This is a genomic window from Enterovibrio litoreus (assembly GCF_045679545.1).
Taxonomy (GTDB): Bacteria; Pseudomonadota; Gammaproteobacteria; order Enterobacterales; family Vibrionaceae; genus Enterovibrio.
In genome coordinates, this window is sequence record NZ_CP166195.1 from 1,231,582 (window position 1) to 1,257,249 (window position 25,668).

The window sequence follows — 25,668 nt, forward strand, 5'->3', positions numbered from 1 at the left end:
TGTGCTCGCGAATACCGGATTAAGGGTTACTTGATTATGGCCTACAAAAACACAGAAAAAGCCAAAAACGAAGCGGTGGAGTGGGCTTTAACCCATGGCATGGCGTTGAAACAAACCCTGGATTCAGCAAGGCACCCCGCGTTTACGCTAACGCCTACTGTGATTGAAAAAGCGCGTTTTGAACGGTTGCAGTCCTCAGTGCATTTGATGGGGAAATTGGTTCATGCGGTGTCGCAAGATCATGCATTTTTGCTTGAGGCGATTCGCCCGATAACGGCAGGGAATGTGTTCTTCAAAACGTTGCTGAATATGGCGGAAGATGTTCACAGCGATAGCACCAGTAACAAGTGTTTGCCTCTGCTGTTGATGCGCAGCGATTTTATGGACGATGGGGTGTTAGGCCCGAAGTTAGTGGAATTTAATGGCATTGCGGCGGGCATGGGGCCGTTTGGTCAGCGTATTCATGAACTGCATTGCTATTTGTCGAAGCAATGGCCTTCACCGTATGCGGAGTGGTCGGGTGATGAAGTCGGGCTGCCTGTTAGCAATTCCGCGTTACAAGGTTTAGCGGAAGGCATTGCGGCGGCGACATGGAAGATCAAACAGGAATTTTCAGATGCAGGTGCACCGACATTTCTCATGGTGGTGCAAGAGCATGAAGACAATGTGTATGACCAACATTTGTTGGAACACGCACTTCAAGACAAGGGGATTCGCACGGTACGGCGCACATTTCGAGAACTGTATGATGGGCTTTCATCAGGTGAAAATCAGCGCCTGTTGTTAGATGGTATTGGCGCAATTGATACGGTGTATCTGCGTGCGGGTTACCAGTTTTCTGACTATGTGGCGCACGACATCATTGATCGCGCATGTTGTGAGGCGCTTACGCAAACTCGTGTGATGATTGAAAAGCATCGCGTGGCGGTGAATGCCACAGTGAGCCAACAGTTGGCGACCAGCAAACGCGTTCAAATGCTGCTTTCTTCCCAAAGTGCTGAGTCGTTAACTCGTTTTGGCTTGACCCAAACAGAAGCGGAAGAGGTGAAGCATTTGTTGGGGGATATGATCCCAGTTGACGCACAAAGTGCTGATTGGGTTCAACACCGTCCGTTAGATGAGTGGGTATTGAAGAATCAGGGGGAGGGCGGTGGCCACTGTGTATTTGGCGAGGACATTTATACTAAGCTGAAGGCGTTGGATCCCAACGAATATGACGCGTGGGCGTTGATGCGCAGGCTGCATCCTCTTCCTCGCTCGCGAGCCGCGTATGTGGTACGAAAAGGCGAGATCTATGTGATTGACGATCTGATCAGTGAAATTGGCCTGTTCACGGTTCATATTGATGGAGAGCCTGCACTTGAAAGCGGCGGTTATGCGGGCTATTTGATCCGCAGTAAATCGTCGCAAGTTAGCGAAGGTGGCGTTCACAGCGGCATGGGCGCGTTAGATTCGTTGGCGTACAAGCGGTATGAGAATACCTAGCAGGCTAATTTTCACTATCCGGTGCTTTGGGATAAGGGAATTTGACGTGGCCGAAACGAATAATAAACACGGTAATGGCCATGATCAGCGACGCCACCGAAATGGTCATGATTCGCCAATCGTCCATGTTTTTCATGTCGAGAATCAGGTAACGAGCAAGGGCGACAATACCGATGTAAAGCGGCATACGAACCGGCACTTTGCCGGACTCAAAGAAGCTGTGAACCATCGCCAGCACTTCAAGGTAGATAAACATCAGCAGCAAATCGCCGACTGAAACGCTTCGGTTGGCGATAACTAAGAAGATCTCTTCACCTATGGCGTAAATCGTCGCGATGACAATCAGCACCAATACAACATTTTCTAGACCATGTATGACTTTGGTTGTCGTCTTATGCTTCGGCATCGCCATCTCAAACTGTCCGTGGTTATAAGATCAGTCTAACGAGATAACTTGGGAGGGGTTTGTATCATTAGCAAGAGCACACTCCCTCAGTGCTGAGAGAGTGTGTAGGTGAACAACGCGAGATCTCGAAATGTTTAGCGTTGTGCTACCAAGTAATTCAACGCACCGCGAATCGCCGCGACTTGCGCATCGTTGCACTCTTGGTCGGTGACTTTTTCGCTGTCTGGGTACACTTCGGTGGTGGTGCTGTACTGGCAATCCGTAAAGCCAGTGCACAGTCCCAATGATTTCACTGGGTAGTTGATCACGCCTTCCTGTTGAACAGGCGAACCGATAATGTTTCCTTCAGCATCCGCAGGGGCAATGTGTGTCACTTTGCGCACCTCGTCGATCACCGCGGTTTGAAAATCTGCATTCGGGTTTTCACTGTCTCCCACGGTATAGAATCCATCAGGCACAGTGTCTTCTTCGTAATCTTTGCCATCACGAGCGGCCAGTGCTGGGCGGAACTCGGATTCGTCTGTGTCTGTGGTTTCATGAAGGTCGATATGTGTGAAGATCTCTACGCCCAAGCTTTTCACCCACGCCATTACATTGGCGGCCTCTTCCGATGGGCTGTTCTGCACAAATGAACGGTTTGGATCAACCGCAATTGGGTTCCAACGGTTGATGGTTTCATAACCCCAAGGGCTGATACACGGTGCAACAATCAGGTTGAAGTGCTCGGTATAATCCAGCGCCTCGGTATCAAGAAATTGCAACGCGCCATGCACACCGCTGGTTTCGTAACCATGCACGCCGCCCGTGATCAGAATCGTCGGTTTGCTTTGGTCAAAATCACGGCTTCGAATACCAAACTGCGGGTAACGCGATGCATCAAAAGACAATGCGCCGTATTGCGTGACATCGAAGCGGTCTTTTAACGCCTCGATTTTTGTCATCACATCCTCTTTGTAGCTGCGCTTAATGCTGGTGGTTTTGAGCCACTGTGCTTTTTCTTCATCTCCCCAAGGTTGGCCCGGTGTGCCGATAGGAAAAGTGATGGATGTTGTCATGGTAATTCCTTACTGAGAGATGGTGAGTTGCTTTCTAGGTTAAACGGCTTGTTGGCTGACAGGGTCAGCATTTTCTGCAAAGAGAGTAGCACACTCTTTTGCGCATTCCATTGCCATCATATTCTGATTGATGACTATTTGGCCATTAATGGAAAGAGGTCATGGTGACATTTATTCCTGTTTATATTTCATAGGGTTAGTGCCTGGCTAAAAAATAATTTCTCTTTTTTAAGCCATCCTTAAGTGATTCTTAAGACTCACTGATTAGGCTCTCATTATCGCTTACAGCTAGGGAAGAAGCGGAATGGAAAAGAAGCCTACATTCACCACCTTCGAGATAGTGACAGAATCGCATCCATTGAGAGCGGACGTGGAGCACTATATTGCCGAACGTTATCGCATCGCGTTTGATGCCACTGTCACTGAGTTCATGCCTTACTTCTCCTGCGCGTTAGATGAAGAAGGGAGCATCTTATCGGTGTGTGGCTTTCGCACAGCAAACAACGAACGCTTGTTTCTTGAGCAGTATTTGCATCTTCCGGCTGAACAGCTTATCTCACAGCATTTTGGTGCGCGCGTTGAACGCAGCGCGCTGATTGAATTTGGTCAGCTCGCTTCATTTTCACGCGGGGTATCGCTACAGCATTTCACTTACCTTTCCCGCTATCTGGTTGAGCAAGGATTTAGCTGGTGTATTTTCACCGCGACGGGGCCACTGCAAGCCATGATGAAACGATTTGGCTTGGCGCCCGTGTCGCTGGTAGATGCCGATTCAGCATGCATTGATAACGCTGAATCTGTGTGGGGGAGCTACTACCAAACACAACCTAAAGTATCGGCGGGAAGCTTAGTGGCAGGGGCTAAGCAGCTTTCGCAGATTGACCTGAGAGCATCAAACGCACATTTGGCTTCAAATACGCCCATGTACAAAACAGGGCTGGGGGTGTCCCATGGTTAATGTGTTAGCGCGCATCCGCCATTTTGCACAGACCACGCCGACCAAAACGGCGTTGGTCGGCCGTGACGCCATTGGTGTGATTGGTAACGTGGATTACTGCACTTTATGGCGCGACATTCAAACCTTGAGTGACACGCTTAAACAATGGAAGACCAAGCGTATCGCGTTGCTTGCTGAGAACGGCATTGCCTGGGCGAAGGTTGATCTTGCTGCATTACTGGCACAGGTGACGGTTGTGCCCGTGCCGACGTTTTTCTCTCGTGAACAAGTGGCGCATCTTGTTGCGAAAGCGGATGTGGATTTGTTGGTGGGGGATTGGTCGACACTGGCTATTTCACCCCAAGGTGAACTGGCCGGATTACCCTGCTACTCGCGCCTTGCCGCCCACACATTGAGCAGCGATACGATAGCAAAGATAACGTTCACCTCGGGGTCAACCGGTTCGCCAAAAGGTGTTGCCCTTAGCGCGGAAATTATTGATGCGGTGACGCAATCTTTGGTTGAGGCTGTCAGCACCCAAACTGTTTCGACTCAGCAAATCAGTTCGACTCAGCAAATCAGTTCGACTCAGCAAAGCATTTCGCCAACTCGTCATCTTGTCGCGCTGCCGTTATCGACGCTGCTTGAAAATATCACGGGGATATACGTGCCATTGTCATTGGGTGTTGAAACTGTGGTGTTAGAAGGATTCGAAGTGGGGCTTCGCGGATCAAGTGGCTTCTCACCGGATATTTTCGGCGCGGCGTTGGCACAATACCAACCAGAGAGCATGGTGGTGACGCCCATGTTGCTGTTGGCTTTGACAGAAATTGCCAGTGTGCAGCCAAGCATTACACAGCCTTTAACATTCATCGCCGTCGGTGGCGCGAAAGTGCCGGCGTCTTTGCACCACAAAGCGCAACAGCTTGGTCTGCCCGTGTTTGAAGGTTATGGGCTATCTGAATGTGGCTCGGTGGTCAGCCTCAATACGCCATTCGCACACCGCCAAGGCAGCGTGGGGAAACCGCTGTCACATTGCCGAGTCCGTATTGCCGATGACGGTGAAATCGTGGTGCAAGGCGCGGCGATGAATGGCTATATCCATGAAGCGATAGATTGCCAAAACGATGACATTCATACCGGGGATCTTGGCTACCTCGACGAAGAAGGTTACTTGTTTGTTTCAGGCCGCAAAAAGAACGTATTGATCACCGCGTTTGGACGCAATGTCAGCCCTGAATGGATTGAAGCAGAAGCCTTGGCTTACCCACATTTGCGTCAAATGGTGGTGCTTGGCGATGGCTGTGCCGTGTTGTCTGCGGTGGTGGCAAGTCATGACCATGAACAAACGCTTAGCCAAATTGCGCAACTTAATCGCCGCCTACCGGATTATGCCGCCATCGGGCACGTTATTTTCACCCAACCTTTTCAGCATGAGGACAGTTTAATGACCGCGAATGGTCGACCGCGTCGTGATGTGTTTGCACAACAATTCTCTTGTTTTATCCCAAATAACCAATGCGTGAGCGTGGCGGATTTTTCCGTGACCAGTTGCTCCGATATTTCACTGACTTGAATACGTAGGGAAGCTATTGCCATGAACATGAATACTTCAAGCAACACGATGACAGACAACAACACCCCGTTTTTTAACACACTGGAGCAGCAAACCTTGGCGGCACGAAATGCCATGTTAAGCGCACCCATTTTTGAGGCGTGTCGAGCGGGCAATGTTGACCTGAATACTTACACCGCGTTTTTGGTGCAAGCCTTTCATCACGTTAAACACACCGTGCCTTTGCTAATGGCCTGTGGCTCGCGATTGCCAGAAAGCGATGAGTGGCTGCGTCAGGCCATTGGTGAGTACATTGAAGAAGAAAAAGGCCACCACGAATGGATTCTAAATGACTTAAACCGGTGTGGGTTTGATGCCGAATTGGCTCGCTATAACCAGGCTGAAGGTGCGGTGGGTTTACCTATTGAAATGATGGTTGCGTATCTCTACCACCAAATCGATAGACGCAATCCCATGGCCTTTTTTGGCATGGTTTGGGTGCTGGAAGGCACGAGTGTGTCCGTCGGTGGTGACATGGCTGCACTGGTGAAACACGGTTTGGGTTTGCCTGATGCGGCAATGAGCTATTTGACCTCACACAGCACATTGGATGTCGAGCATATCGGCTTTTTTGAAACGCTAATGAACCAAGTGACGAACCCTGACGATCAGGCCGCCATTATTGACGGTGCTAACCGCGTGTTTGCTCTGTATGGCCAAATGCTGTGTGAACTGCCGCTTAAGCAACAAAGCCATGCTGCATAGCGTTTAGCCAATAGCAAAGTGAAGAAGGGGACAAACATGAAACTGAATGGCAAACGCGTTTTGCTGACAGGCGCAACGGGTGGGATCGGGAAAGAGATCGCTGCTGCGCTCGCAAAGCAAGGTTGTGAACTTATAGTGGTGGGCAGAAAAGCGAACCAGCTGGCTGAACTGGTGGCAAGCCTTGACGATTCATCGCGCCACCAATCTTTGATCGCTGACTTGGCGCGAACCGAAGGCCTTGACGCGGTATCGCAGTTTTGTGCCTCGCTTGATGTTGCGGGAAAGCCCGTCGATGTCGTGATCAACAATGCTGGCTGTAACACCTTTCTGTATCTGCAAGATCGCGATGCAGCATCGGTAAAACGAGACGTTGAATTGAACCTGATCGCGCCCATTCTACTGAGCCAAAGTGCGCTTGGTTGGATGGCGAAAGACGGGGTGATCCTCAATGTGGGTTCTACGTTCGGGGCGATTGGTTTTCCCGGTTACACCAGTTATTGCGCCGCAAAAGCAGGGTTACAGCGCTTTAGTGAAGCACTCAGCCGAGAGCTAAATGGAACGGGTAGGCGCGTTCAGTACTTGGCTCCCAGAGCGACCAATACCTCGTTGAATGATGCGCGTGTGACTGAGATGAACGAAAAGCTAGGAAACAAAACTGACGAAGCGGCATTTGTGGCGGCGCAAACTGTCGCCATGCTCAAACAAGAGGCGTCAGTGAAATGGATCGGCTGGCCTGAAAAATTATTCGTCAGGCTCAATCAGTTGTTTCCGTCTTTGGTGGGTTCTGCAATCAAAAAGCAGCATCAGACCATCACGGAATACGCGACAAAAACACGCTGCAAATAAGCAAACGGATAATCTTGAGGGAACGACGATGAACACAAGTATCAGCAAAACCATTAACACCATCTTGAAAACCACCACCAAATCATTGTTTGTTATGCTGGCAATGGCTGCGAGTTTTAACGTTACCGCTGCAAATGCAGATGAAACGCTCAAAACAGTACAAAAACAGTGGGCAAAGTGCCAATACGACACCTTTAATAAAGAGAACAAAATCAGTTGCCTGAATTCTTTGATTGCAATGAACCAAGAAGAGTTGGACAGTGACCCATCACGTGATGATCTCAAAGTCTGGCTTGCCATCAACAAAAGCACGCTAGCCGGTGCGGAAGGCGGATTGGGTGCTTTGTCTTTGGTGAAAGAAGCGAAAGGTCTGCTTGAAGAAGTGATTTCGTCAGACTCACAAGTACTTGAAGGGTCGGCATACACCAGTTTGGGCTCACTGTATTATCAGGTGCCGGGGTGGCCAATTGGGTTTGGGGATGACGATGAAGCCGAGCTTATGTTGCAAAAAGCCCTCGCAATTAATCCAAACGGTATCGATCCAAATTTCTTTTATGGTGACTTTCTAGCGAACAACGGCGACACAGCACAAGCCATCGCCTTTTTGAAAAAAGCCCAAAAAGCCGCACCGAGAGAAGGGCGTGAATTGGCAGATCAAGGGCGACAACGCGAAATTGAGCGCAAGCTGAAGGAACTAGAATAACAATGCGAATTCTTTTGATTGAAGACGATCAAATGTTAGGTGAATCCATGGTGGCCTCATTAAGCCGCCATGGATTCACCGTTGATTGGGTACAAAAAGGCGGCGGCGTAGAATGGCTGCTCAAAACGGAAAGCTTCACCGCAGTGATTCTGGATTTAACCCTGCCAGATGTCGATGGCATCGACGTGCTCAAAAGACTGCGACAGGCCAAACACACCATACCTGTGATGATTCTGACAGCGCGAGATGACATAGAAGATCGCGTTGAAGGTCTAGACGGTGGTGCAGACGATTACATGGTGAAACCGTTTGCGCTGGAAGAGTTGTTGGCGCGTCTGCGTGTGATGATCCGCCGTATTTCGGGTTATGTGGACACGAATATTGAACTGCATGGCGTGTCGGTGTCTCTGGCAAACAATCGTGTTGAGTTAAACGGCGAAGCGATCAAAGTCACACCCAATGAATTTAAGTTACTCACAACACTCATGACCCATGCAGGCCGCGTGATGAGCAAAGACCAATTGCAGCAAACCTTGCATGGCTGGGATGAAGGTGCGAGCGAAAATGCCATAGAAGTCCACATTCATAATCTGCGAAAGAAAACGGGCGGTAATTTGATAAAAAACATTCGAGGTGTGGGATATATCATTGAAAAATAAAGCGCCTATTTCGATTAAACGAAACCTGATTTTTAGCGCTGCGGTATTAAGCAGCTTGCTGGTTCTGGGTTCATGGTTTTTCATGTATACCGAAACCCGTCATGAGATAGACGAAGTCTTTGATGCTCACCTTGGTCAATCCGCAAAAACATTGGCGCTCGCCGCGATGAGTTGGGGTGACAGTCCACCGAAAAAACTGGACGAGATCTATGCCGATTGGTTTTCTTCCATTAACAAAATGGCGGTGGATGAAGAAACGGCTACGCCGTATGGGCATCCGTACGAAAAAAAGGTGCTGTTCCAATATCTGTCTAACGGCAAGCTCGTCGGCAAAAGCGCCAATGCTCCGGATGTATTTTTAGGCACCTTAAACGAAGCGGGCTATAAAGATGTGACGTTTGAAGGGGAACGTTGGCGTACCTTTCAATTGCCTTTTACGCCGCCTGGTGACACGTCACCGGCATTCACGATCCTCGTCGCTGAAAAGATAGGTATTCGAGAGGAACTGACAGCAGAAGTGGCGCTTTCTATCGGGCTTCCACAAATTCTATTGATCCCCTTCCTTATAGCGTTAATTGCTTTGCTGGTTAACCGCTATTTTCGCCCGATTGAAGAACTACGAAAGCTGATTGCTTCGAAAAGCATTAATAACTTGCAGCGTATACGCGTAGAAAACGCCACGATTGAGCTTGAGCCTTTGGTGAACCAGATTAACTTTTTGCTGGCGGAGTTGGAAAATGCGTGGAAGCGCGAAAGACGCTTGATCAGTACGGCAGCCCATGAATTAAAAACACCATTGGCCGTATTAAGGTTAAACGCTGAAAATGCGATTCAAAGTGATGATGAAAAAGAGCGCAACAAAGATCTGAGCAGCATTTTGGCAGGCATTGATAGAACCGATAGGGTGATTCAACAACTCTTGGTGCTCTCTCGTGTGGAGCAGCAAAAAGACATTGTCCTGCAGCCAATGGATCTTGTGAGCATGCTTCGTGAAGAGATCGCCAACTTGGTGCCTATTTCACTCAAGTATTCACAGACAATTTCTTTGGTTGGAGCGGAAAAAGCGTCGGTTAACGCGCACCCCGTTATGCTTTCCATTTTGTTTGCCAACTTGATAGACAACGCTATTCGCTATTCAGGGCAAGGTTCTTCGATCACGGTAGACGTTGAGCTGCTTACTGACTCAAGTCAAGTGGCAGTGACGGTGTCTGATAAAGGGATGGCGATGCCAGACGACGTTCGCCAGCGCATTTTTGATAAGTTCTATCGCGGTCATTCTAACAAAGGGGATGGTGCAGGCTTGGGTATGTCTATTGTGAAAGACATTGCGCAGATCCACAGTGCGAATGTGCAGGTAAAAAGTGCAGGTGAAGGCGAGAGTGGCAATCAGTTTGTCGTCGTGTTTGACCGTATCTGACTGTGTTTAGCAGCTAAATGCTGATCGTTAGCGCCAAAAAAAGGGCCTAAATGTCTTTAGGCCCGATCAGCAGTCGTTTTCAATACTTGGAGTATTTAATTACTTGTAGAAAACTTCTACTTTGCCTTTCAGCGTCATCAGAAGCGGTTGACCACGACGGTCCAATGCTTTCGGTGATGGAAATTTAACCCAACCTTCGCTGATGCAGTATTCTTCAACGTCAAAACGCTCTTTGCCGTTGAACATAATGCCGATTTCGTGCTCAAAACATTCTGCTACATGATGCGGGCTACGTGGATTACCTGAAAGGCGATCTGGCAAAGCGGGTAGCGAGTTAGTGTCGTTCATGTTCGTGACCTGTAGTCAAAAAAAGTGCGTCATTGTAGTCAAGATAACGCCCGCGCTCAAGCAGCGCTGACGGTTAGATATAATTGGTCGAAAATGTAGCCAGATTGCTGTTTGTATTAACGACATGTCAGGTAGTCAGAAACACAAAAAATGATAATATGTTGCCTCTCGACATATCATGAGATAGAACACCAATGTCAGCTCAAAACCCAGTAGTTAACGATGTATTTGTCGCTTTCCAAGTGATACCTCGACTAAAAGAAGGTAACAACTTTGAGGTTGTAGACAAAGCCATTGAAGTTGTTAAAGCAGCGGATGTCCCTTATCAAGTTGGGGCAATGGAAACAACAATGAGAGGGGAGTTAAATCATCTACTTGAGATCGTTAAACGAGCCCAGCAGGCTTGCTACGACGCAGGTGCGCTTGAAGTGATAACCAACATCAAGATTCACAGTAAAACTGAAGCGGCCACAGACACGTTTTGTACCTATGATCGCGGCGTGACCAAAGCAAACCATATGTTTGTTAACAAGTAACGTTTTAGCCGTCATCGTGCTTTCATCCGATGACGGCGAACAATTTCGTGATCCCGCTTTTTGATTTATAACCTCGCACTGTTTACACCTTTGATTTTAAGTATTCTCCGCCAAATACTCTTCCAAGCGATCTGATAACCATGCGGTCAATGCACCGCCTTGTGCATCCATTGACGTAATTTCACCATAAGGTTGTAACTGCATGGCGCTTGAGTGGCGAAGTACCTGCAATGTGCCGCTTCTTAGGTACTTTCTCAGCAGTACCGAAGGGACGTTTGACCAGCCTGAACCGTCCAATACGGCATCGCGCAAGTGCTCATAAAACGGCAGCGCAATGTAGTGGGGCGAAATAGGGTCGAGGGCTTTAAGCCCTTCGTCATCGACGTAAGCTAGCGTGATTTCGGTGTAACGTTCTAAATCGGCGCGTTGAACACGTTTGAGGTTGGCGAGAGGGTGGTCTTTGTGAACCACCGACATCATGCGAACCTGCCCCAACTTTTTCGAACTGATGCGCCCAAACGCGCGTGTTTCTGGCAGAAGACCAAAGGCCACATCGACCATGTTCTCATCGACCATTTCGTAAAGTTCTGGGGGCGGCGCAACATACAGCGACACACTTGAATCGGGAAATAGCTGGTGGATTTCACGCATGGTGGCGCGCCAAAACGCTTCGGGAATGGCGTCGTCTCGCCCAATTCGCAGGGCGGATTCAATGCCGCTTTCAAATTGTCGACATTTCGCGTCTATATCATAGGCCGCTTGTAATAGGCGTTCACAATCATCGTGGATCATTCGGCCCACATTGGTGAGGGTGACGCTGTTCCCTGAACGCGCCAGAAGCTCAACACCCAAATTATCTTCCAATGCGCTAATGGCTGCACTGACCGTGGTTCGACTTTTATCTAGCTCACGCGCCGCTCCGGCGATGGAACCTGTCTCGACGGCGGTGAGAAACATTTCTATTTGGCTACTTCGCATTTTATGTCCATGTTTGCGCATGTAATCGGCAAAATGATTTTAACTCTAAATAAAAATAAGAAAAGCTCAGCGACAAAAAACCTGTCGCTCAGCAACTCATTCATTGTCAAAAAAGCCGTTATTGTGTGTCTCAAGCGCTAATCAAAGGCGCAGCAGTCAAATTTTTTGTCACTTTGTGGGGATTTATGTCGTGTGAATATGCGAAAGAACGTAACTTACTGAAATTTTCTACCTTTGCTTGTTTTTGCTTTGCCGCGTTGGGTGTTGGCATTGGCCTTTGGGCAGGTTCCATGGCGATCGTTTTCGATGGTGCTTACTCTTTGGTCAGTTTGGTTCTGTCATTGATGGCACTGGGCGCAACGATCTACATCGGCAACGGAACAACAAAGAACGGAAAATCGGGTAAGTCGGTTTCTGCGCAAAAAGCCGCGGTTATTGAATCACTGGTGGTGTTGATTAAAGGTCTCGCTGTTTCAGTGGTCTGTGTGGTGTCGTTTGCATCTGCTTTTGAAGCGATGTTTAACGGTGGCCGTGAAGTAAACGCAGGCTTTGCGCTGATTTTTGGTGTGGTTAACCTTGTTGCGTGTATGGCGTGTTATTACATCGTCAAAAAACACTCAGGCAAAAACGCGTCGACGATTTTGAAGGCGGAAACCAGTCAGTGGCTGATGGATACCGTTATTAGTGCGGCAGTTCTGGTCGGCTTTATCGTGGCGGCGGCTTTGATGGAGGCGGGTTTCACTGAGTATGCAATGTATGCAGACCCAATCATGGTGATTCTGGCTTCGGTTTACTTTGCTACTGTGCCAGTAAAAATGGTGGGTGACTCAACGAAACGTCTGTGGAGCATCTATCAGCAACAAGAACGCGTTACTGGCCATCGCGTATTGGCTTGAAAGCACCGCAATTAATCGAATGAAATTTTAAGAAAGGGCAGCTCAGTGAGCTGCCCTTTTTTGTTTTCAATCTGCGTCAGTCACTGCACGTTATCGATTAATGGTTGCGTCTCTACGTTAAATTCGTCGGATATCAGCAAGTTTGGTCAAGTCAGTGGATGTTGCGTGAGTTATTGTTGTGTCTGTAACTGGGACATAGCAGAACGAACGGAGCGCGTCACGATGTGTAACACTGCTCAGCGTATGGAAAAGGTACGTGAGTATATTGAACTCAATTTGGATGACCATTTCGATCTCGATATTTTGAGTCGCATCGCTCATCTCTCTAAGTACCATTTCCATCGTTTATTCTCAGCGGAATACGGGATCAGTGTTGCCACTTATGTGCGCCTTCTTCGGCTAAAAAAGGCCGCATATCAGATCGCGTACCGCACAGAACTGCCTATCACCAATATCGCACTAGATTGTCACTACGAAAGTAGCGAAGCGTTTTCTCGCGCATTTCGCAAAGTTTTTGGGCAAAGCCCTTCTGCGTTTCGAGAGGATCCTGATTGGCCGGCTTGGCAATCGCACTTTGAAGGCATCTTTAAACTGCGTAATGAGGCATTTATGAAGCAACCCAAATTTGATGTGGAGTATGCGGAACTGCCTACGATGCATTTGGCGGTATTTGAGCACAGAGATGTACCTGAAAAACTTCACTATTCAGTGAAGCAATTCATTGATTGGCACAAAGGAATGACGCTTCTGCCTAGCCACTATCGAACCTTCAATTTGATTTATGACGACCCAGAAGAAATTGTTGATACCTCTTTTCGTTTAGACATTTGCTGCCAGATTGATACGCACACGGATGTTTCTGATCCGCGAATGGTTCGAAAAACACTTGAGGGAGGGCGATGCGCGAAGATACGTTTTGTTGGCAGTGATGATGTCATTGGTTGTGCGGTGAGGTTTCTATATTCGCAGTGGTTGCCGGCTTCAGGTGAAACGCTACGCGACTTTCCCGTGTTGTTTGAGCGAGTGACGTTTTTCCCTGATGTCCTGGAGCATGAAATGGTCACCGATGTTTATCTTCCAATTGCTTAAAAATTTGGCTGTTAAACCCCAACTATTCGTAGGCTTACTTCATGAACCTTTCTTTGAATATCTCGCTAAAAAGAAAAGCCCTAGTGCTTCGCAGTCACCTTACTCTTTTTATCAATTACTACTTATTGACTGTTCTGGTGCTGATGTTAAAAGGTGAACTGTTCAACGTCGCCTTGCGAGTTTGGTCAGACGAGCCACTGACATTTTGGGAAAATGGGTTGTGGCAAGTCACACTGATGGTTTCCTTTGTCGTTGCCCTGTATGTCTATCTCACGGATATCAACAATTAGTGCGACGATGCTTTCTCTGGCGATAGTCGCTCTGCCACAAGCTCAATCCAATGTTTGACGGGCATATCGCTGCCGCAAGCTAGGTGAAGTTGGCAGCCAATGTTCGCGGTAACGATAACCTCGGGGCTATCGCACTGTAACGCATCGAGCTTACGCTTCAAAAGTTGCTGGCTGAGTTCAGGTTGCAATAAGGAATAAGCCCCCGCCGATCCGCAGCATAATTGGTCTTCTTTTGTTTGCGTTTGGATCACGCCAACTTGGGTTAGGGTTTTGTATAGATTGTCTTTGCGGTCGATGCCGTGTTGCAGTGAGCATGGGCAATGCACGGCAGCGCGTTGTTCGCTGTTATTAAGCGGCAAACGGCTCAAATCTTCTTTCGCCAACACATCACTAAGATCTTTGGCTATGGCAGCGACCGCGTTGGCTCTATTTATATACGCCGCTTCATCGCTTAATAGCTCTGGATATTCTTTAATGGAAATCCCACAGCCAGAAGCCGAAATCACAATCGCCTCTGCGCCGTTTTCAATGTGCGGCCACCATGCATCGATGTTTTGTTTTGCTTGCTCGATAGCACGTTGGTGTTCAGCGAGATGAAGATTCATCGCGCCGCAGCAGGTTTCTTTGTTCACGGTGATAAGTTCAATGCCAAGGTGACTCATGACAGCACGCGCAGCCGATAAGGTATTCGGGGTAACAGCTTGTTGTACGCAGCCTTTAAACCCAATCATGGTTCGATGTGCTGGTGCTGGTGCTGGTGCTGATGCTTTTGTCGTTGGCATTGACAAGCTTGATGCTGAGACGCTGGCATAGTGCTTATCTGCGGTTTGCCGCTCGGGCAGTTTCTTTTTTAAGTGACGCGGTAACAAAAACTGAAAGGTGCGGGCCATGGTGACACCAAACCCTACCAGAGCGGAATGGGGAAGCAGGCGGGTCAGCGTGAAACGTAGCAATTTTTCTTTGGGTGATCGGGGGACTTTCGATTCAATGTGTTGCCGGCCAATATCGAGCAGTTGGCTGTACTTAACGCCGGACGGGCAAGTGGTCTCACAGCTTCTGCATGTTAGACAGCGATCGAGATGACGCTGGGTGTTTTCGGTGACTTCCCCTCCTTCAAGCATCTGTTTGATGAGATATATCCTCCCGCGTGGGCCGTCTCGCTCATCACTCCGTTCTTGATAGGTGGGGCAGGTGGCATTGCAAAATCCACAATGCACACAGCGTCGCAGGATATCTTGGGCTTTTTGGCCTTCTTTTGATTTTAGAAACGCACTATCGAGGTTCGTTTTCATCGTGAAATCTCCCCAAGCCAAGGATACATGCGACCGGGATTGAACAGGCTTTGTGGATCAAACGCGGCTTTTAGCGATTGGTGCAATCGTTGGTGGGTGGGGGATAACGGATGAAAACAAGGCGGTTGCCTGTTTTCGGTGCCATAGCAATCCACGTGTCCGCCGTGTTCTTCTGCGACAGGGACCAATTCTTCAAGTGTGGCGTCTGTTTTTACCCAACGTAGATTGCCCGCCCAGTTGATCAGGCTGTGCTCATACTGCGCCAAATGTGGCGAGGCAGGATTGATAGAAAACCGATATAGGTGGCCTTGTTGGTGAAAAAAGGGATGACGAAAATTACGAATAGAACGCCAAAATAGAGACTGGTGCTGGAGCGCTTCTCCACCCAGACTACTCGCGGTTTGCCGCACTGTCTGCTTTGAACCCGCAAGACGAAGGAACATGCTGCCATCCACCCATGCCGCACCAGAAAGCGGACAACCATGGGTAACCAGTGATCGCATTTTCGTGATGGCAGATTGGGCGGACATTTCCAATTGCAGTGTTTCGATAAGCTCTGGTTGTGGCATTACACGGAGACTGACTTCGGTAAGAATACCGAATGCCCCCATGGCGCCTGCTTGAAGGCGTGACAGGTCGTAGCCCGCCACATTCTTCATGACCTGACCGCCAAACCGCAGATGCTCACCAAAGCCGTTGATCAGTTTTACGCCAAGAATCGCATCACGCAGCGAACCATGAAATGGGCGAGAAGCACCATTAATGTTGCAAGCCACCGAGCCGCCTAACGTGGCTTTTCCTTCAAACGCGGGCGGTTCACCAACCAGTATTTGGTTGTGTTCGGCCAAGACTGATTGTAACTCCGCGATACGTGTGCCCGCTCGTGCCGTGATCACCAATTCGCTGGGGTGGTAAGCAATGATGCCGCTGTGGTTGGTTAAGGAAACGGACTGACCGACTGGCTCATGGCCAATGAAAGCTTTGGTATTGCCGCCAATCAGGTTTAGGGCAGTGTGGGTGGCCTTTGCATCCAAAACTTGCTCTAAAAGGGTATTGGAAAGATCAGCCATTCGGGTTTCCTCCCGCGAGTTGCTGATTTTCCATCACCGTGTGTTCTTGGCAATGCTTGGGCGTTGGAATGCCTTTGCCAGGATTGAGCAAGCTGTCAGGGTCAAAGGCGGCTTTTACTCGATGAAATTGCGTAAGTTCGGCGTCAGTAAACTGGTGATACATTTGTTCGATTTTTTCCAGCCCAACACCATGCTCTCCAGTAATGCAGCCACCCGCTTCCACGCAAACACGCAATATTTCTGCACCAAAGGCTTCGGTTTTTTCGAGTTCGCCCGGCACATTGGCATCAAACAAGATCAGTGGATGAAGGTTGCCATCTCCGGCGTGAAACACATTGGCAACGCGCAACCCAAAATACTCAGAAAGACGATGGGTTTCGGCCAACACGGGGGCCAATTGTCTGCGCGGAATGGTGCCGTCCATGCAGTAGTAATCCGGTGAAAGCCGACCGACGGCAGGGAACGCAGATTTACGGCCTTTCCACATCAGTGCTCTCTCAGCATCATTGCTGGAGACTCTTAACGACGTTGCCCCCGCTTTGTCGAGGATAGATTGCGTGATGGTGAGTTGGTGGTTCACATCGTCTGCGTTGCCATCCAATTCACACAACAACAGTGCTTGCGCCTCTTTGGGGTAACCGGCATGAGCAAAGTCTTCCGCTGCTTGAATGGCGTAGCTGTCCATCATTTCTAATCCGGCAGGAATAATGCCTTGGGAGATGATGTCGTTGACGGCGTTGGCGGCATTCTCGACCGTATCAAAACCTGCGACGATCACCCGCGCCAGTTCGGGCACTGGCAAAAGCTTCACGGTGATTTCGGTCACTATAGCTAACATGCCTTCAGAGCCTGTCAGTAACGCGAGAAAATCAAACCCCGCAATGTCTGCACTTTTGTCACCGACAGATAAGCGTTCACCCTGCGCCGTGACTACAACCAGTGAAACGATGTTATGCACCGTGAGGCCATATTTGAGGCAATGCACACCCCCGGCATTTTCCGCAACATTGCCGCCAATCGAGCAGGCGATTTGCGAAGAAGGGTCGGGCGCGTAATAAAGACCACAATCGGACGCTGATTCTGAAATCGCTAAATTGCGAACGCCGGGTTGTACCACGGCGAGGCCGCTTTCTTTGTGGATGTTGAGAATGCGATTGAATCTCGCGAGAGACAACACTATGCCCCCTTCAATGGGAAGCGCACCCGCGGAAAGCCCTGTACCTGCACCACGCGCAACGACCGCAATGGCATGTTGATGGCACAGCGCCATGATAGCCATCACTTCTTCTGTTGAAGCGGGAAGAACAACACAGGTAGGTAGCGAGCAGTAGACGGACAGCCCATCACATTCATAAGAATGGAGTGTTTCTTTGTCCACAATGATGTGTTCACTGCCAACGATGCGCTCAAGCGCGTCGAAAACTTCGGCTTCCATGCATGCCTCCCTTGTCCGGTGGGTGTGGTGTTTGCGTTCAGATGTTAAAACGTTAGTCGATCCTGTTACCTTGGCGCGGACAATCCCTACACTGCTCGGTAAAAGTGTGGGGCATGTTGCTTATTGCTCGCAACTATTACCGCTAGCAATACTGAATTGCTATATGCGATCAAACCTTGCGTCATTGATTTTGGATAAGAGGTCAATGTGCAGTCCCTATATATAAGATATTCATCTACATTGGATTTTCATGACTAGTGGTTGTATGGTTTGTGTTCACTCAAGGAGGAGTTATGGATAGCTTAAAACTGAAAGTACCACCGGTGCTGCAGGTGATACTGGTGTTGTGGCTGATGAAGGGAATCGCCAGCATATCGCCATCGAGTGAATTTTTAATGCCTTACTCTAAGATGTTAATGGTGGGCTTTTTGGTTATCGGTGGCGTGTTTGGGATTTCAGGTGTACTCGCGTTTCGTCGACATCAAACGACGGTGAATCCGACGCTAAAGACGACGTCGACGTCGTTGGTACAATCGGGGGTTTACCAAATCACGCGTAATCCTATGTATGTCGGTCTCTTGTGTATCTTGATGGCCGCAGCCTGCTATTTTGCTAATTTATATACCTTGTTTGGCTGTGTGTTGTTTGTGTTCTACATGAATATGTTTCAGATTGAGCCGGAAGAAATGTATCTAACAGAACTGTTTCCTGATGAGTACCCAGAGTATAAAAACAAAGTTCGCCGTTGGCTTTGAAGCATTTTCACTTCATGTGGTTGCGCTAAAGTGAGATCTACATGTTTCAATTAGCGAGTAGTGCGAAGAAAAAGACAACATGCGTGTTTATGTTCGATAAACTCAAGGTATCTCAGACGGAAACCAACAACTAAGTCAAATGCTTGCCATACCTGTTCCTTTCGTTGTGTCACTGCTGCTTGTGATTGCCGCCATGCTTTTGTATTTAAAGCTGGGGCAATCCGGTATGAAATCGATCCTGTTCGCGCTTCTTTGTGCCATTTGTACGTCGGTAGTTGGACTACGTTGGACGTTTGACCTCCAAATGCTGAGATTTATTCAGCCTATTTTGGCATCGATTCTGCCAGTTGCTGCGTGGTATTGTTTTGCGAGAGCGCATCATATAAAGCCGCCTTCTCGTTGGCATTGGTGTTGGCCTTTTGTCATCGCGGCTTGTTCGTTTAATTATCAAATTTGGCCGCAAGCAACTGATATCGTCTTAATTGCTTTATATGTGGGTTACGGCGGTGCATTGATACGTTCTTCTTTCACAATGCCGGAAGAGGTGCGCTTATCAAATGTCGAAAGAGTCATCATGGCGGAACGAACGGCAGGGGCAATGCTGCTTTTCTCTGCTTTTATTGATAGCGCGTTGTCGTTTGATTTCGTGGTCTATAACGGCGACCACGCGGCATTCATTATTTCACTGTCATACCTTGTTTTGATCCCTATAGTGGTTATCGCCGTGGCGATTGTTGGTTTCAGTACGCTGCAAAACCACACAGAGACGACGAGCGAATCAACACGGATTTTGGTCAGTGACGCCGATAGACAAACGCCCGAATCACCCACACAGAGCAAATCTCAAATGTCTGATCAAGATGCTACCGATATCATGAACAAGCTTGATGTGTTGATGATAGAAAAGGCATCATTTCGAGATCCCGACATCACGTTAAGTCGTTTATCCCGGCAGCTTGGGATACCTGCCAAACAGGTTTCTATCGCAGTGAATCAAATTCGTGGTGAGAATATTTCTAAAGTTATCAATGCTTATCGCATTGAACATGCGAAGGTTTTGTTATCAACAACAGAAGACAGCATTACGGAGATCTATCTTGCCTCTGGATTTCAGACTAAATCGAATTTTAATCGAGAGTTTCTTCGTGTGGTTGGTCAAACGCCAAGTGCCTTTAGAACCTTATCGGAATCGCCATCTTAGTTATCGCTCACTGCTGGGGGTGACTGCCGAGTTAAAAAACTGCGCAATATCCGTGAATATTTGGTCGTGTAGCGTATTTCTGTCTGTATCAACGCCGTCCTTACATACCACACCATCGCCGGGCCGTTCCTCTTCTAATATTTGGTTTGCTCCGGGTTTACACAACTGCATAAAACTGAAATGGGTCGCTTGCTCAAAAACTTTATAACGACGGTTGAGCAAGGGAATGTGTTCGGCAAGATAGCCTGACTCCAATGCTTGCGGCAAATCTCCAATATCAATACCCGCTGCCAGAATAAGTACCGGTGTATTGATGGTATTTAGACTCGCTGTCGAGAAACTGCGGGCAAGGCCGAGATCAAGAATAACCACGTGTTTGAACCTATCATCGGAAAAGTCGTTGGATGTTGGTTCGCCCATTTGTGAAGACTGCAATCCAAGCTCCTTTGCCAGCCCACAAGTCCGTGGGTTCGGAAATAAAAGACACTGTTTTTGGAAGGTGCCTCGGTCGAATTTCGCGCCCACTAACTGCGCAACACTCCAGCCCCCCAATGAGTGTCCAACAGCCGATATGTTGTTGGCATCAATGACACGATTCCAGCGCTCATCGCTTAACAAAAAGTCCAACACTCGTGTTAAATCGCGAGGACGTTGCCACCATTGTGCAGCTTGATGGGGAGAAATATCAAAAGTGGTGGTGCCGGGGTGATCAGGGGCGGCGACGATGTAACCCTTTTTGACCAGATCGTTTGCCAGCCAGTTGAGATTCCGCCAACTGCCACGGTATCCGTGTGACAACAAGACAACGGGATGTTGGGCCTGATTCACTATTGCATTCTTCACAACAGGGGTGCCTTGAAATGCAATGTTGTCTGCGACCAATGCGGCTGGAGAGGTGTCAATTGTTGGATACCAAAGCGTGACATTTAACGGGCGATGGGGATCATCTTCAAGTTGAAATTGAGTGAATCCGACGGTATTTGCCAACGCATTGAAAGAAAGAAAGAGAAGTAGCAGAGAGGCAATAGGGTTCATGTTGTCATTCCTTGTCAGATGTCAGAAGGTTGTATCGAATACGGTTTCGAATAATATTCCCTCAAACCCTGTATTGATGCGCCTTAAAACCGGATCGAGGACGACCTAAAACCGATTCGAGTACCTATTAGGCGCAATTTTCAGCTTTCCTTTTCTTTCTTCACTAAAGTATTCCAATCCAGAGATTTAATGATACTGTATATAAAAACAGTTAAGCTAGGTGTCTTCGATGCTCACATCTCTTTCGATTGCTAACTATCGATCTATCATGTCTCTTACGCTTCCCCTTGGGGCGTTGAACCTGATAACAGGACCTAACGGCAGTGGTAAATCGAACCTTTATAAAGCGCTTCGTTTACTGGCCAAAACGGCCTCTGGTGGCGTGATCAATTCACTGGCGGAAGAAGGTGGTTTGCACTCAACCTATTGGGCGGGGCCAGAAACGATCTCTGACGCGATGAGGCGCGGTGATGTTGAGGTTCAAGGCACTAAGCGAAACAATGTGATGAGGCTTAAGCTGGGATTTGCCAGTGACACCTTTGGTTATGCGATCTCGTTGGGGCTTCCTGCACCGCAGCAATCTGCATTTGCGTTTGACCCTGAAATTAAACACGAATGCATTTTTAACGGTGACTACTATCGACCGGCAAGTTCGTTGGTTGAGCGTAAAGGGGGCGTCGTTAAGATCCGTCAAGGCAGGCAGTGGGAAGTGATTTCTCAACACATTCCTAATTACGACAGTCTGTTTGATTCTCATGCCGACCCGGCGTCGGCAGCGGAAGTTTTTCATGTTCGAGAAATGATTCGAAGCTGGCGTTTTTATGATCATTTCCGTACTGACAGCGATGCCCCTGCGCGAAAACCACAGCTCGGCACACGTACGCCTGTGTTACATCACGATGGTCGAGACTTGGCAGCTGCGCTACAAACTATTATCGAAATTGGCGACAATGAAGCGTTAGATCACGCCATAGAAGACGCTTTTCCCGGTTGTAAGCTGCGTGTTGTCACCAAAGACGATGGCCGTTTCTCGTTGGAGTTTTTCCAAAAGGGTTTATTGCGACCATTAACGGGCGCAGAGCTTTCTGATGGAACGTTGCGATTTGTGTTGTGGATAGCGGCACTGCTTACGCCAAGGCCGCCTGCGTTGATGGTACTGAATGAGCCAGAAACCAGTTTGCATCCTGATCTATTGCCCGCTTTGGCGCGTTTGATTGGTCATGCTTCACAGCACTCTCAGATTTGGGTGATCTCTCATGCAAATCGACTTATCAATGCGCTGAATGAACATCCCGATTGCCATTCCATCGCGCTGGAAAAAGTGTTGGGCCAAACGGAAGTGCAAGGCCAAGGAATGCTAGATGGACCGAATTGGAATTGGCCTGAGTAGATCAGAATATCGAGTGGGATTGGAAAAAGTGACAAAAAATCGTGACAAATGCCTCTTTAAAATTGTCAGCTAACTCCTTTTGTTTCAAGTAAAAAGATCGCATATCAAATAAAATGCCCAAAAACGCATGCAATTCTGTATGTGCTGTTAAAAATTTGTGTCTATAATTATCTCGCTTAGGTAATTTTTAGGATGAGCGTGCTGTAAACATGTTTGCATATAAAATGTGAGATGTTCATCGCCGAACGATGACAAGGATAACCACTATGCGGGTTCCATTTATTATCAAACTTTTGTTTCCAATTTTGCTGCTGATGGGCTTGTTGATTAGTCCGGTACTTTATGCGTTTTAGCGTGCGTGGATTCGAGTAAAAAAAACAGCCACCTTTTTAGGTGGCTGTTTTTTTTGTTTCAGCATCGTAGTTGAAACTATGATGACAAGCTTTCCAGCGAGTTTTCTTTGTCCAGTGGATAGGCGGAAACCGCGAGCTTAAAGGCCGCAGGGACAAAGTAGAACGAAAGTAGAGTTGTAAGTAACGTACCCCCTGCGATAGCAATCGCGAATGGTGGCCAGAAACCACCGCCCGCTAAGATAAGTGGCAAGAAGCCTCCAATCGTGGTGATAGTTGTGGAAGTGATGTGGCGTCCGCAACTGCTGACGGCTTCAATAATCGCTTCTCGGTCTCCCGCTTTTGCTTCTGGGCTGGCTTTTAGCTCTGCCAATATGACGATTGCCGCATTAATGGCCAGCCCGACTAACCCCAATAATCCAATGATTACTGTGAAGCCAAATGGGTAGCCAAAAAACCAGACAGAGAGAAGGCCGAGTCCAGCAGCCTGTATGCCCACCAGGAAGATAATGCCACTGAGTCTGAATGAGTTAAAAGACACCACGACAACGGCAATGAGCAATGTAATGACTATGGTCAGATTCGCCATGAGCTGATTGACGGATTCGTTACGTTCTGCTGATTCGCCGCCGAATTCAATCCTATAACTAGGGGGCAACTGAATGTTGGCCTCTGCAAGCTTTTGGTTGAATGCATTGAGTGCGGTTTGAGGCAAGACACCTGCGGTGAGGTAACCTTCAATGACATTGATGCGCTCACCGTTCCGCCTTGGGATCGCACCGCGACTCGGTTCAACATTCAAATCAGCGATCGCCGTTAAGGGCAGATCCGTCGGACCTTCTTCTCCAGCCAGTGGCAATCTAATTCGGCCTAACTGCGAGAGGCTGTTACGCGCTTCGTCATCCACCCTGACGCGCACAGGGATAGATTCCGTTTCCTCAATCACGCTGCCTTGTACAATGCCAGACATTGAGGCGTTAAGCAGTGTGGCGATATCCCTGAGGGACATGCCTGTAAGCTGACTTGCTTCCTCGTTCACCTTAACAGTGACTTTGGGCACGCCGGGCTGCAAGGTTTCACGTGTGTTGATCACATCGGGCGTTTGCGCCATTAATAGGCGGATTTCCTCGCCAATTTCACGTAGTGTACTGAGGTTTGGCCCGTAAACACGCACTTCGAGTGGTGCATTAAACGGAGGACCTTGCTCCAGCTTTCTGACCAAGATCTGAGCGTGGGGCAAGGCACGAGAAAGATCCCTTTGCAGTTGTGGGATCATTAAGTTGGCGGCATCAAAGTCTTTCGCTTTCACCATCGCTTGCGCGAAGTTTGGTGCGCCACGTTGTCTGCCCATCATGTTGTAGTAAAACGATGGGAAGTTGTTGCCAATCACCCAGCCAACGCTCTCCACATCCTCATTTTTTGCCATTATACGATCGATTTCTTGCGTGGTTTCTAAGGTGGCGGTCATGCTGGCTTGCGGTGCGAGATAAACCTGAATCTCAAACATGTCTCTGTCTGACGGCGGGAAAAACTGCTCAGTTAATTGGCCTGCCGCCCAAAAGCCTGTCATTGGCAAGATCAAGACCAAGGGGATTGTGATGAGCGGAAAGCGAATGGCATGTCTGATCGAGCGTCGAAACCATGAGCTGAGCCAAGGCAGGGTGATGCCAGCGTGATACCAACGAGTGCTAGAGTCTCCTGCTGGTAACCAGCGAGCTGCAAACGCAGATACGAGCAATTGAGAAACAATGTATGAACCTACCAAAGAAAAGCTGACGGTGATGGCAATCGCGCCAACAAACTCGCCCGCCGGCCCTGGCATGAGAAAAATGGGGGCAAAGGCCAAAATGGTAGTAAGGGTTGAGCCTAGCAGCGGCAGCCAAAGATGACGAATAGCGCGCATGGCGGATTCTAGTCGTTTCACGCCTTGCTGGCGGTAGTGCTGAATGGTATCAACCATTACGATGGCGTTATCCACCATAATACCCAGTGATACGATCAAGCCCGTGACGGACATTTGGTTGATCGGTAGTCCGGTAAAGCTCATCAGCGCAAGGGTAAACGCAGAGGCAATGGGCAGTGACAGCGCCACCAGTATCGCGGAGCGAAAACCCAAGGTGATGAACAGAACAATCAGCACCAGCCCAAAACCAAGCAGCAGGCTTTCCACGAGATCGGACAGGCGGTTTTCGGTATAGCGTGCTTGTTTGAAAATAGGTTCAAGCGAAATATTGGTGGGCAACTCAGTGCGAAAGGCATCCAGCATCTTGTCTGCCGATGCCGTCCAACGGTCAACACGAATATCACTTTGCATACGTGCAGAGACAAGAACTGCGGGCTTTCCGTCAATAATGGCGAGCTGAGAAGGCGGTGATGCTGCCGCTCTTTCAATGGTGGCAATGTCTTCGAGTCTGACCAAAAAACCATTCCTGTCTATGGCGACGGGCACACGTTTGACGCGATCGACCGAATCTAATGCGCCTGCCACTTCAAGTTGAAAACGCGCATCTTTGCTGTGCAGTTCTCCCGCAGCATTCTTGGCATCGGCACCTGAAATGGCATTGGACAATGATAGGGCTGATTGACCCAATGCGCTGGAGGCCGCGACATCCAAGGTGACAAGAATTTCTTCATCAGGTAAGCCGTGTATATCAACAAAATCCGTATCAGAAAGGTTTCGCCATCGCTTTGCTAATTCACTGGCATAGCGTCCCATGATCAATGCGTCTGGCTCACTGGCACCTTGCCATTGCAGCGATACTATGTAGGTAAAGGCGTTGGAGTGGTCGTTATCAAAGTGAGGAGCAAAAGCATCTTGTGGAAGCTGAGGTGCGGCATCGCCTAACTTATCGCGGATCTTCGACCAAACAGGTTCGGCATCGATCACTTCGTCGTTTAGCTCAACGGTAATAACTGAAATGCCGGGCTTAGATTGCGATTCAATTAAGTTAATGTCATCTAATCCTCGCAGCGAGCTCTCGATTTCTTCTGTCACCAAGGCTTCAACCCGTTCTGCACTTGCACCAGGATACACAGTGGTGATGGTTGCCCATCGGTTGATCAGCGCAGGATCCTCAGCGCGGGGTAAAGTTGATAGCGCCGATAGCCCTGAAACCAGAAGTAAAACCGTAAACAGCACCAACAATCGCGTATTTTTGAGTAGCTTCTCCATGGT

The 25,668-nt window shown here is 48.6% G+C and carries 24 protein-coding genes; 15 read left to right on the forward strand and 9 right to left on the reverse strand.

Annotated features, from left to right (window positions below):
* Window positions 1-36 precede the first annotated feature (36 nt).
* Window positions 37-1,485, forward strand: coding sequence for a glutathione synthase (locus tag AB8599_RS20805; protein ID WP_407333636.1), 1,449 nt, complete (start codon window positions 37-39; stop codon window positions 1,483-1,485).
* Between the two features lie 4 nt (window positions 1,486-1,489).
* On the opposite strand, the gene AB8599_RS20810 is transcribed toward AB8599_RS20805, so the two are convergent.
* Both AB8599_RS20810 and AB8599_RS20815 read right to left on the reverse strand, forming a co-directional pair.
* Window positions 1,490-1,891 (reverse strand): phosphate-starvation-inducible protein PsiE, encoded by a 402-nt coding sequence (locus AB8599_RS20810; RefSeq protein ID WP_407333637.1) that lies wholly within the window; start codon window positions 1,889-1,891, stop codon window positions 1,490-1,492.
* A 134-nt stretch (window positions 1,892-2,025) separates the two neighbouring features.
* On the reverse strand, window positions 2,026-2,946 hold the full coding sequence (locus AB8599_RS20815; protein ID WP_407333638.1) for a M14 family metallocarboxypeptidase: 921 nt from the start codon (window positions 2,944-2,946) through the stop codon (window positions 2,026-2,028).
* A 304-nt stretch (window positions 2,947-3,250) separates the two neighbouring features.
* Between AB8599_RS20815 and AB8599_RS20820 the strand changes: the two genes are divergently transcribed.
* From AB8599_RS20820 to AB8599_RS20850, 7 genes are read left to right on the forward strand one after another with little or no spacing between them, the layout of a single operon-like run.
* Entirely contained in the window at window positions 3,251-3,904 is a 654-nt protein-coding gene (locus tag AB8599_RS20820) for a thermostable hemolysin (RefSeq protein ID WP_407333639.1), read from the forward strand.
* Window positions 3,897-5,459, forward strand: a complete 1,563-nt coding sequence (locus AB8599_RS20825) for an AMP-binding protein (protein WP_407333640.1) — start codon at window positions 3,897-3,899, stop codon at window positions 5,457-5,459. Before AB8599_RS20820 ends, AB8599_RS20825 begins: the two co-directional genes overlap by 8 nt.
* A gap of 21 nt (window positions 5,460-5,480) precedes the next feature.
* A complete protein-coding gene (locus AB8599_RS20830; protein ID WP_407333641.1) occupies window positions 5,481-6,203 on the forward strand; it encodes a TenA family transcriptional regulator in 723 nt (240 codons plus the stop codon).
* Window positions 6,204-6,239: 36 nt separating this feature from the next.
* Window positions 6,240-7,049 carry an SDR family oxidoreductase gene (locus AB8599_RS20835; RefSeq protein WP_407333642.1) on the forward strand — a complete coding sequence of 270 codons (810 nt, stop codon included), beginning with the start codon at window positions 6,240-6,242 and terminating at the stop codon, window positions 7,047-7,049.
* A 28-nt stretch (window positions 7,050-7,077) separates the two neighbouring features.
* Window positions 7,078-7,752: a tetratricopeptide repeat protein gene (locus AB8599_RS20840; RefSeq protein ID WP_407333643.1), complete on the forward strand. Its 675-nt coding sequence runs from the start codon at window positions 7,078-7,080 to the stop codon at window positions 7,750-7,752.
* A 2-nt stretch (window positions 7,753-7,754) separates the two neighbouring features.
* Window positions 7,755-8,411, forward strand: coding sequence for a response regulator (locus AB8599_RS20845; RefSeq protein WP_407333644.1), 657 nt, complete (start codon window positions 7,755-7,757; stop codon window positions 8,409-8,411).
* On the forward strand, window positions 8,401-9,828 hold the full coding sequence (locus AB8599_RS20850) for an ATP-binding protein (protein WP_407333645.1): 1,428 nt from the start codon (window positions 8,401-8,403) through the stop codon (window positions 9,826-9,828). The genes AB8599_RS20845 and AB8599_RS20850 overlap by 11 nt, the downstream gene beginning before the upstream one ends.
* Window positions 9,829-9,927: 99 nt before the next feature.
* Here AB8599_RS20850 and AB8599_RS20855 read toward each other — a convergent pair whose 3' ends face one another.
* On the reverse strand, window positions 9,928-10,176 hold the full coding sequence (locus AB8599_RS20855; protein WP_407333646.1) for a DUF3297 family protein: 249 nt from the start codon (window positions 10,174-10,176) through the stop codon (window positions 9,928-9,930).
* A gap of 194 nt (window positions 10,177-10,370) precedes the next feature.
* Here AB8599_RS20855 and AB8599_RS20860 point away from each other — a divergent pair, with 194 nt between their 5' ends.
* Window positions 10,371-10,712, forward strand: coding sequence for an MTH1187 family thiamine-binding protein (locus AB8599_RS20860; protein ID WP_407333647.1), 342 nt, complete (start codon window positions 10,371-10,373; stop codon window positions 10,710-10,712).
* A gap of 96 nt (window positions 10,713-10,808) precedes the next feature.
* On the opposite strand, the gene AB8599_RS20865 is transcribed toward AB8599_RS20860, so the two are convergent.
* Window positions 10,809-11,690 carry a LysR family transcriptional regulator gene (locus AB8599_RS20865; protein ID WP_407333648.1) on the reverse strand — a complete coding sequence of 294 codons (882 nt, stop codon included), beginning with the start codon at window positions 11,688-11,690 and terminating at the stop codon, window positions 10,809-10,811.
* 125 nt (window positions 11,691-11,815) lie between these two features.
* Here AB8599_RS20865 and AB8599_RS20870 point away from each other — a divergent pair, with 125 nt between their 5' ends.
* The 3 genes from AB8599_RS20870 to AB8599_RS20880 all read left to right on the forward strand — a co-directional run bounded on the left by AB8599_RS20870 (window position 11,816) and on the right by AB8599_RS20880 (window position 13,965).
* Window positions 11,816-12,586: a cation transporter gene (locus AB8599_RS20870; protein WP_407333649.1), complete on the forward strand. Its 771-nt coding sequence runs from the start codon at window positions 11,816-11,818 to the stop codon at window positions 12,584-12,586.
* 222 nt (window positions 12,587-12,808) lie between these two features.
* A complete protein-coding gene (locus AB8599_RS20875) occupies window positions 12,809-13,675 on the forward strand; it encodes a GyrI-like domain-containing protein (RefSeq protein ID WP_407333650.1) in 867 nt (288 codons plus the stop codon).
* A gap of 41 nt (window positions 13,676-13,716) precedes the next feature.
* Window positions 13,717-13,965, forward strand: a complete 249-nt coding sequence (locus tag AB8599_RS20880; protein WP_407333651.1) for a hypothetical protein — start codon at window positions 13,717-13,719, stop codon at window positions 13,963-13,965.
* Here the strand turns inward: AB8599_RS20880 and glcF are convergent.
* The 3 genes from glcF to AB8599_RS20895 are packed head-to-tail and all read right to left on the reverse strand — an operon-like array spanning window position 13,962 to window position 17,762.
* Window positions 13,962-15,257, reverse strand: a complete 1,296-nt coding sequence (glcF, locus tag AB8599_RS20885; protein ID WP_407333652.1) for a glycolate oxidase subunit GlcF — start codon at window positions 15,255-15,257, stop codon at window positions 13,962-13,964. The genes AB8599_RS20880 and glcF overlap by 4 nt on opposite strands.
* Window positions 15,254-16,327, reverse strand: coding sequence for a glycolate oxidase subunit GlcE (gene glcE, locus AB8599_RS20890; protein WP_407333653.1), 1,074 nt, complete (start codon window positions 16,325-16,327; stop codon window positions 15,254-15,256). The genes glcF and glcE overlap by 4 nt, the downstream gene beginning before the upstream one ends.
* The gene (locus tag AB8599_RS20895) at window positions 16,320-17,762 is read right to left on the reverse strand and encodes an FAD-linked oxidase C-terminal domain-containing protein (protein WP_407333654.1); all 1,443 of its coding nucleotides are present in this window, start codon (window positions 17,760-17,762) and stop codon (window positions 16,320-16,322) included. Before AB8599_RS20895 ends, glcE begins: the two co-directional genes overlap by 8 nt.
* A gap of 293 nt (window positions 17,763-18,055) precedes the next feature.
* Between AB8599_RS20895 and AB8599_RS20900 the strand changes: the two genes are divergently transcribed.
* Window positions 18,056-18,517, forward strand: coding sequence for a methyltransferase family protein (locus AB8599_RS20900; protein ID WP_407333655.1), 462 nt, complete (start codon window positions 18,056-18,058; stop codon window positions 18,515-18,517).
* Between the two features lie 139 nt (window positions 18,518-18,656).
* Window positions 18,657-19,718: a helix-turn-helix domain-containing protein gene (locus AB8599_RS20905; RefSeq protein WP_407333656.1), complete on the forward strand. Its 1,062-nt coding sequence runs from the start codon at window positions 18,657-18,659 to the stop codon at window positions 19,716-19,718.
* Here the strand turns inward: AB8599_RS20905 and AB8599_RS20910 are convergent, their stop codons facing one another.
* Window positions 19,719-20,753 carry an alpha/beta hydrolase family protein gene (locus tag AB8599_RS20910; protein ID WP_407333657.1) on the reverse strand — a complete coding sequence of 345 codons (1,035 nt, stop codon included), beginning with the start codon at window positions 20,751-20,753 and terminating at the stop codon, window positions 19,719-19,721.
* A 229-nt stretch (window positions 20,754-20,982) separates the two neighbouring features.
* On the opposite strand from AB8599_RS20910, the gene AB8599_RS20915 reads away from it, so the two are divergent.
* Entirely contained in the window at window positions 20,983-22,143 is a 1,161-nt protein-coding gene (locus AB8599_RS20915) for an AAA family ATPase (RefSeq protein ID WP_017003407.1), read from the forward strand.
* Window positions 22,144-22,572: 429 nt separating this feature from the next.
* On the opposite strand, the gene AB8599_RS20920 is transcribed toward AB8599_RS20915, so the two are convergent.
* A complete protein-coding gene (locus tag AB8599_RS20920) occupies window positions 22,573-25,665 on the reverse strand; it encodes an efflux RND transporter permease subunit (protein WP_407333658.1) in 3,093 nt (1,030 codons plus the stop codon).
* Window positions 25,666-25,668: the final 3 nt, after the last annotated feature.